The following is a 7,343-nucleotide window of genomic DNA, read 5'->3' as shown; positions in this document are numbered from 1 at the left end:
CCAGATATGAATAGGAATAGAGACAGAGAAATTGCCTTATCCTGAGACAGAAGTTTTCTCAAATATATATACGAACCTTTTTTCCTTTTGAATTGGCAGTGCTCTCTCCATCTTTTCCTTTAGTCATAAGTTTATTTTGTTTTGTAAATAATCAATTACAACTTTATGCGTTGAATCAACATCATACGATACACTGGTGCTTAAACCATTTTGTGTGAATATAGTCCATGTACCTATTCGCTTTGCTCTTTTCGTTTTGTCATTATATAGGGAATATCCTTTTGCAGCAATATGCCCGTTTTTATATCTCTTTATCACATACACAACCTTCCCAGACTTTATATTATTATACGTCAAAACGCTGTCTTTTTCTTTGTCCCCAACTTTATGGAATAATACTATCCCATTATCACGAGACTCGAGTAAATATTGTGAATACAATTTATGTCTAAATTCATTTATGGAGTCTATACCATCGCCTGCGTACCATTTATCAGTATTGGAGTAATATGTCCAAGTTCCATCTCTCTTATCAAAAGAGAGCGAAAACTCACAATCACTCATGAAATAATAAATATAAGAATAACCATGAAACATAACTTCTGAAGTCTCTTGGTTTTCAGATAAACCAATAGAATCTAATTTTGTAGGATACATTCCATGAGAATGACGGTACTGCTCTAATCTACTTATAATATCTTTACCATACTTTTTACCTAAATAAATTTCGTAATAATTACCAGAAATAATTATTAAGGATATAACAACAATTGAAAAAACAATTGACATGGCAGTTTTACCTATTATCATTTTTGTCTTCATACTTCAATTCCATTAATTATAATATATCCACAAAATATTATCATTTTAATTATAAGTTCATTGTTTTATCACTTTTTTTATATCTCAATGATCCGAGATTATTATTGTCAATACTAATATTCATTATTTTCCTTTTTTCATCAAAATATAATCTTATGTTACCTTTATTTGTTTTATTAAAATTTGATATAAGCTTAAGTACATCTTGTTTGGTATAATTAGCATCTTTAGGAGGATTGTAATAGGCATTCATAGCTAATTGTGAGAAATAAATTGCCTGACCAGCCTTATAATCTTGAGTCGTCATAGCAAAAGTCCAATGACTACTTGCCCGAGATACAACCGATGCATGAAGAAAATGACTCTCACCCATCCCTCTATGATTATCTTGAAAGTGCATGTCTTCATGAAACAACGTGTTCATTAAATTATATTTATTTTTAAGAAGAATATCCGGTGTGCCATTTTCTCCCGCTGGAATCCAGATACCATTATCTTTAGGCTCATAATAAGCAGTTTCATCCTTTCTTATCTCACCTATAGTGCCTACGGTCGCTTTTATACCTATAGCTTTGGCATAATACGCTGCAACGTTCGCAATTATTTGTCTATTCTTCCCATTTCCCCAACCAAGGAAAATGGACTTTGTTTCATAATCTGAAAAATATTTTTAGAACCATCTGGGCTAACAATTGTTATATTTGCAGAATTATTATTTACGACTTTAATTATATTTCCATTACCATTTACATGAAACTCATCGTTGCCATCAACATCAATAATTTTAATGGGATTAGCACTACAATATACATAAGAACCTAAAAACTGATACTTCTCAGCTAACGGATCCACCCCATACCACAGACTTGTCATAGGATTCAAGTACCTTGCACCATAATAGTACAAGCCAGTTTCCTCATCGAACTGTTTGCCATTGAACTTGTAGGGGAGATCTTCACTGCTACTATGCTCATCAACAAGGAGTTCACCGTATGGAAGATATGCATCATATTGTGTGATGTTGGCTTTATCATCTGTGATGTAAGACGTGCTACCGAGGTGGTCACTGTGATAGAAGAAGGTTTCCTCTTTTGTAGTGTCGTTGGCAATGTAGCCATAACCAGCCTGTGGGTCATCAGGATTGCTTGGGTCATTCCAGCTTACAGGTGGACCAGGGTTAGTGCTAGGTGTGGTGTTAGGACGTGGAGTCTGAATCCAACCCTGTGGCACATCATGGTTGCCAAGTTCTGTGAGGACAGAATTATAACCTACACCTGTGTTCTCCGGATCACCATACGCACCCTTCTCTGTCGGTACACCAGGGGCTACACCCACCTTCTTATAGTATGCTTCCTTCTGTGTCTGAATCTGATTCATACGCTCAGCATAGTCCTGCTGACCAGCTGTTACGTATGAACCGTTGCGTCCATAGACATTATTGAACAGACCCGTTCCTATCCTTGAAGCGATTCGTTTGTCACCAATGAAGTAATGCTTCGTGAATCTATTCTTGTTAACAGAGAGAATACTTGCAGGATAAAGCGTGAAGTTATCTGTCTCGTGGAACTTCAGTGCAAACCAAGCACAAAAGAGCTTGCTCATTTTGTCTTGGTGCAGCCTGAAGTCGACATCTGTCAATGTGATGCCTTGTGGTGCACCATTGATATACACACCCTCCATCGTACCGTAACTCTTCATGATGCGTTCGCCGGCAGCGTTGTAAGTGTAACGGCTTGTCTTGCCGTTATCGCTTAAGACCATCAGACGGTTGTCTTCATCCCAGTACATCTCTCGAGTAGTGTTCGTAGAGTCATTTGTTACCAGTGTAGGATTACCGTTGGCATCATACGTGTAATGGTCGTGACCAATCTGTGTTGGAGCCGTCGGATGATTGCTATCCTCATATTTATAAGCGAAGTTATAAGACTTAGCAGTTGTCGTTGAATCTACCTTCTGTACCTTGGTCAGCGGTTCACTCATCCGTCCGAACGACATCACCATATCATACGATGCACGCTTAGCCTTACCGCTTGCGTGGATAAGGCGGTTTAGTTCGTCATACTCATACGTATGCGAACTCCTTCCTCCTAACTTCGCCCTATTGAGTTTTGTAAGCGACGTTGGGTCGGTAGCATTCGTAATACCGAGGATATTATCCACAGCATCATAACGATACCTGTTCTCCATCACAGTCTGACCGTCCGCTGTAAGGTTCATCACCTGCAGACGTTCACGCTGCTTATCATATGTATAGGTTGTCTCCGTGCCATTACCGAGCTTCGTATAGACCGTATGACCCTCCTTGTCGTAACCTATCCTGTCAACAATAACGCTCTGACGTCCCTGTTTATTGCTCGTCATGCTCTCCACCTGTCCTGCAGCATTGTAGTGATAAGTCACCACTTCACCGTCAGGATAAGTCATTGTCTGCACACGATTCCAACTGTCATACGTAGCACCATAGACATAAGTCCTGATGTCCGCCACGCTCGCCATGACCGTTCGGACAGTCTTAACAACTTCGCCCTGTCTGCCGTAGATGCGTAGTTGAGGTTGTTCCGTGTACTCGTATTGTTCATTGTTATATTATCGAAGAATTTTAATTTACTTAGTTTGCACGATTACTGCATACGTCTTGCAGTTCTTCTGCAAAGGCCTTGCAGTGTTACTGCATGCGTGCTGCAGTGTTTCTGCAAGGCTTCTGCAGTGAGACTGCAACGCGGGTGCAGAATCTCTGCAGTACTATTGCGAAATGATTTAGTGCGTTGTATCGATTCATTCGTTCGGTGTTGTCCGCCTTGAACATGTTGTAAATGTGCGCGTTATATCGATTCATTGTTCCCAGTCGGGGCGCTGTTCGTAGCTGTCGAATTGCGGGGCGGGGAGTTCGTATTCATTGAATATTGTTGTTATTTCTGCCTGCTGCTCGGGCGAAATGAGCTGGTCTCCCTTTTGGGCGTAATAGAAAGCGCGCTCGCTGCTGAACACGTTCATTACATCGTAGCGCACGCTGTGGTACTGCGCTTTGGGGATATGGTCGAACAGTCGGCGCATGCCTCGGGCGTATCGCATGGGGGCGTCACTGCGAAACTCGCGGCACGCTTCGCCTTTCGCTACTTGTGCTACGTAGGCGGGCGTTACGCAATAGTTCGTTGTCGGCGGTTCGGGTTGCAACTGATATAGTCGGGCAACTTGGCGGCGAAGGCAGTGTACTGCTTTCGCGCATTCTTTGTCTGTGGCGTAGCATGAGGCGTAGCCGAAGGGGATTTCTTCAATCTGCATAAATATGATTAATCAAATATAGCTGTTAATTTATTCTTTTTTACAACTACAAAGATAATAATTTACTTGATAATCTCTAAATCTTTTACGTATCGACCATTCTTTTCTGCCGAGAAAGAATAATACTCAGCCCCGTTACCCACAATACCGATATTCCTCCCTTTCATGGGGAAAGAATCCAACACATTAAAAGCCCCATCTCTTCGTATCGTTTTATAAGAGAAGGAATGTGGGTGTATCCTGTAAATGTTCTTATATAAGTTATCTACATAAATTGTATCTGTTCCGGTAATAAAATAGAGCAGGATCTCTCCATAATAACCATTGGTTTTGCGAATAATGATAGAATCTGTATCCCCAATGATGAGACTATCATACTTATCACCCTCGGAAACGGATATATAAATATTATTCATATCACAATAATATCGCTTTTTTATCTTTTTGTTTGTACAGGAAATAACAAGAAGTAAAACGAATGCATATATAATTATGTACTTCATTTTTATTTAGAAAAGAATCTTTTAATACTATTCCAAAGATTTGATGCTTTAGATTTAGTATTTGAGTATTTGTAAATCTGCGACCATCCGTAATATTCTGCATTTCGCGTAGACTTTCCCTCTACATTTATATTGTCAAGAGAATACCCGTGCTTATCCATATTATTTTTTGTTTGGTAAGCATCAAACGCAGCTCTAGCGATACTCCATGGAATACCATTTTTTGCAGCAACAATACCAGCAGCCATATTGCCAATATCACGTCCGGATGAATATAAGATATACCCGAAACCATCTTTTCCTATTGGCACTCCTCTATATATGTAGGTTTGAGTGTTACTTATAACTTTATCCCCTCCATTAGTCACCTTAAAGTCATATGGATGATTTGTTCGCGCATTATTCATGTAATCGCCTAATGTTACATTAGAACTTACAATCTTATTAAGGAAATTTATACCGCTTTTATCATTGGGATTAATTTGAGCACCTATAGCCCACCCCCCTTTACCTTTATTGGCATCGGTATTATAAAAAGTTGTGGTAGAAGTAGAAATCCCTATCATTTCTCCTTTAATCGTATATTTTCCAGATTTATCTTTTGAGGCAATATAGATTCCTCTATTATTGTTGAGAATACCGCCAACAACAGTATAAGTACCTGTTTTGTTTTTAATCACATATGTTTCCTTACCATTAGGATCTATAAACTTTATAGGATTATCCATCGTATAACAATACCCTGTAACATTCGGGTATTTCTCCATTAGCGGATCTACCCCTAACCACATGGAAATTTTGGGATCCATGTATCTTGCACCATAATAGTACAAGCCAGTTTCTTCATCGAACTGTTTGCCGTTGAACTTGTACGGTAGGTCTTCACTGCTGCTGTGCTCATCAACTAACAGTTCACCGTATGGAAGATATGCATCATACTGGGTGATATTGGCGTGGTCGTCCGTGATGTAAGACGTTGAGCCGAGGTGGTCACTGTGATAGAAGAAGGTTTCCTCTTTCGTAGTGTCGTTTGGAATGTAACCATAACCAGCCTGTGGGTCATCAGGGTTGCTCGGGTCATTCCAGCTTACAGGTGGACCGGGGTTGGTATTCGGTGTGGTGTTGGGGCGTGGAGTCTGAATCCAACCCTGTGGCACATCGTGGTTGCCGAGTGTGTCAATGATAGAGTTATATCCTCGTTTTGTATTCTCCGGGTCACCATACGCACCCTTCTCTGTCGGTACACCAGGGGCTACACCCACCTTCTTATAGTATGCCTCCTTCTGTGTCTGAATCTGATTCATACGCTCTGCATAGTCCTGCTGACCAGCCGTTACGTATGAGCCGTTACGTCCGTAAACGTTGTTGAACAATCCTGTACCGATACGGCTGGCGATTCGTTTGTCACCAATGAAGTAATGCTTTGTGAAGCGATTCTTGTTAACAGAGAGGATACTTGCCGGATAAAGCGTAAAGTTGTCCGTCTCGTGGAATGTGATACCCTGTGGTGCACCATTGATATACACACCCTCCATCGTACCGTAACTCTTCATGATGCGCTCACCGGCAGCATTATACGTATATCGACTCGTCTTGCCGTTATCGCTTAAGACCATCAGTCGGTTGTCCTCGTCCCAGTACATCTCACGGGTAGTATTCGCCGAATCGTTCGTTACCAGTGTTGGATTACCGTTAGCATCATAGGTATAATGATCGTGACCAATCTGCGTTGGAGCCGTCGGATGGTTACTGTCCTCATACTTATAAGCGAAGTTATAAGACTTGGCAGTTGTCGTTGAGTCCACCTTCTGCACCTTTGTCAGCGGTTCACTCATCCGTCCGAACGACATCACCATATCATACGATGCACGCTTTGCTTTACCATTTGCATGAATAAGGCGGTTCAACTCATCATACTCATACGTATGCGAACTCCTTCCTCCCAGCTTCGCCTTGTTGAGTTTCGTAAGCGACGTTGGGTTGGCAGCATTCGTAATACCGAGGATATTATCCACAGCATCATAACGATACCTGTTTTCCATCACAGTCTGACCATCCGCTGTAAGGTTCATCACCTGCAGACGTTCACGCTGCTTGTCGTAGGTATAGGTTTCCATTAACTAATATCCCTTGATTTTTTAGGCAATGAAACGGTACGTTTCATTTACAGAGTGTCTATGAGGGATGTTAAATAGTCTCTATCCTTAAAATACGACTTTTAGATAAATTTAAAAGAATCATTAGATTGTCATATTTACTTCTATTCTGTTCATGTTTTAAAGAGATTATGTGTAGACCTTTCGCAGGAGAGAATACGCCCTTGTTAGGGTTTGTTGAATAGTATATATAATAGTACTTATAAAGATTAACTAATACATAAATACGCCCCCGATACGTATATGCAAGGTATTGTTTGAAATAATTATTTAGATCCAATTGTATTGTATTGACTGGTATTATCTTTGGTAATTGCTTGTTTAAAATACTTCTAATTTTTGTCAACTCTCCTTCTGATAGTTCATAATATATCTTATCTGCCCCATAAAAATGTGTCCCGTTGCTATATGTAGCAGTTGCCATCATCGGAATATCAAGCTCCTCTTTTGAAACCTCTGTAGCATATATTTTCTGTTGTAACACATTATATTCTTTTGTTTTTGATTGTTTATCATTACAAGTACAACCTACAAATATAAAACAAAATACTATAAATAAGAGATTACTTAATTTATTCAT

The 7,343-nt window shown here is 40.0% G+C and carries 7 protein-coding genes; all 7 read right to left on the bottom strand.

Translation table 11 applies throughout. The annotated features are described in order from the left end of the window. Positions 1-123 precede the first annotated feature (123 nt). The 7 genes from J4856_RS05460 to J4856_RS05430 all read right to left on the bottom strand — a co-directional run bounded on the left by J4856_RS05460 (position 124) and on the right by J4856_RS05430 (position 7,343). Positions 124-822, bottom strand: a complete 699-nt coding sequence (locus tag J4856_RS05460) for a hypothetical protein (RefSeq protein WP_044081228.1) — start codon at positions 820-822, stop codon at positions 124-126. Positions 823-871: 49 nt separating this feature from the next. Then, positions 872-1,462 (bottom strand): hypothetical protein, encoded by a 591-nt coding sequence (locus tag J4856_RS05455; protein WP_211817819.1) that lies wholly within the window; start codon positions 1,460-1,462, stop codon positions 872-874. After that, positions 1,423-3,183 carry an RHS repeat-associated core domain-containing protein gene (locus tag J4856_RS05450; protein ID WP_428842429.1) on the bottom strand — a complete coding sequence of 587 codons (1,761 nt, stop codon included), beginning with the start codon at positions 3,181-3,183 and terminating at the stop codon, positions 1,423-1,425. The genes J4856_RS05455 and J4856_RS05450 overlap by 40 nt, the downstream gene beginning before the upstream one ends. Positions 3,184-3,654: 471 nt before the next feature. Continuing rightward, positions 3,655-4,104 (bottom strand): DUF6078 family protein, encoded by a 450-nt coding sequence (locus J4856_RS05445; RefSeq protein WP_025839565.1) that lies wholly within the window; start codon positions 4,102-4,104, stop codon positions 3,655-3,657. A 62-nt stretch (positions 4,105-4,166) separates the two neighbouring features. Further along, the gene (locus J4856_RS05440) at positions 4,167-4,520 is read right to left on the bottom strand and encodes a hypothetical protein (RefSeq protein WP_036895401.1); all 354 of its coding nucleotides are present in this window, start codon (positions 4,518-4,520) and stop codon (positions 4,167-4,169) included. Positions 4,521-4,609: 89 nt separating this feature from the next. Continuing rightward, complete coding sequence (locus J4856_RS05435) at positions 4,610-6,649, bottom strand: RHS repeat-associated core domain-containing protein (protein WP_234967208.1); 2,040 nt, start codon at positions 6,647-6,649, stop codon at positions 4,610-4,612. Between the two features lie 145 nt (positions 6,650-6,794). After that, positions 6,795-7,343: a hypothetical protein gene (locus J4856_RS05430; protein ID WP_072904657.1), complete on the bottom strand. Its 549-nt coding sequence runs from the start codon at positions 7,341-7,343 to the stop codon at positions 6,795-6,797.

Origin of the sequence: Prevotella scopos JCM 17725, from assembly GCF_018127785.1 — a bacterium.
In the GTDB taxonomy this organism is placed as follows: Bacteria; Bacteroidota; Bacteroidia; order Bacteroidales; family Bacteroidaceae; genus Prevotella; species Prevotella scopos.
Note: the sequence above shows the minus strand (reverse complement) of the source record. Positions and strands in the feature narration are given on the sequence as shown.